The sequence below is a fragment of the Segeticoccus rhizosphaerae genome, from assembly GCF_009192725.1.
Lineage (GTDB): Bacteria > Actinomycetota > Actinomycetes > Actinomycetales > Dermatophilaceae > Segeticoccus > Segeticoccus rhizosphaerae.
In genome coordinates this window covers 1-1234 of record NZ_VOHR01000578.1, presented here as the reverse complement: position 1 = coordinate 1234, position 1234 = coordinate 1, and the positions used below count along the sequence as shown (strand labels likewise).

At 74.4% G+C, this 1234-nt stretch carries 1 pseudogene; it reads right to left on the bottom strand.

Annotation, left to right across the window (positions count from 1 at the left end):
* A pseudogene (locus tag FRW57_RS23675) lies at nt 1–1234 on the bottom strand (glycosyltransferase family 2 protein); the annotation flags it as partial.

The following is a 1234-nucleotide window of genomic DNA, read 5'->3' as shown; positions in this document are numbered from 1 at the left end:
GCAGGCGCGGGTCGTCGAGGACGCGCAGCAGCCACGGGCCGACCAGCGCCACCGGGACGACGAGCAGGAGGGCGCCGCGCAGCCGCGCCCAGCCCCTGCCACCGAGCACGACGAGCAACGCCAGTGCCGTGGACAGGACCAGCAGCGGCGGGTCGAACACACCGAGGAGAGCGACGGCGAGGACGGTGCCGAAGGTAGCCGGTGCCGAGGCGCGACGGCGCGCGACGACGGCAAAGCCGGCCAGCACGAGGGGCAGCAGGACGTGCGCGACGGCGGCGCCGAGTCGACCGGAGTCCAGGGCGCTTGCCAGGGTGCCGAGGCTGGCCCAGGCGAGAGCGGCCCAGGCTCGCGGCCACCGCAGACGGGTCACCACCCGGGTGCCGAGGTAGGCGCTCCACGCGGAAAGCGGCATCGATGCGACCAGGAACCAGCCGATCGCGGTGGCGGCCGGTGACGCGGACGGGTCGACCCAAGGCACGTGAGCGACCACCCAGGCGGCGCCGGCCAGGACGGGAAGGTAGGGAGCGGCCTCGCCGGCCGCGCCGAGTCCGGCACCGTGCCAGCCATTGACCCAGGCGTGCCAGAGCGCCGACGGTCCCGCCTGCAACGGGTTCAGCTCGCCGCCGGACAGCCCCAGACCCGAGCCACGCAGCGCCGACGTCGTGATGACCGTGCGCCACGCGATCACGGCGACCACCGCGGCGAGCAGGACCACGAGGAAGCCCGGGTGGCGGATCACCCGTTGTGGCCAGGTGGCCGGCAGTTGGCTCATGGTCTCGGTGTCCGGCGACACGGGCCCGGTCTCGAAGTTCACCGGGTCGTCCCTGCTCTGCGCTCGCGTGCCGTCGAAGCTCACCGCGTCCTGGATGCTGTCCACGGTGTTGCGCATCGCGGTGCGGGAGGGCACGAAGAGGCCGTGCAGGTCACGACGGCGCACGACCCGGCGTCCGCGGAACCGCCAGCGAGCACCCAGCAGCCGCGGGCCGGTGAACAGCGTTGCCAGATCGGCGAACTCGTGCCAGGCGTGACGCGGACGCTTGACCAGCAGCAGCGCCAGCCCGGACACGACCGTGCTCAGCGCGATCCACAGGGCCAGGAATGGCGTAGCGAGCAGGGAACACCGGGTGAGCGCCACCTGACGGGCCCGCCGACGGGAGATCCGGCGCGCCGCCGCGGGCGAGCGACCACCGGGACGGTCGCCCCGGGCGGAGGCCGCGCCCTCGCGGACGACGGC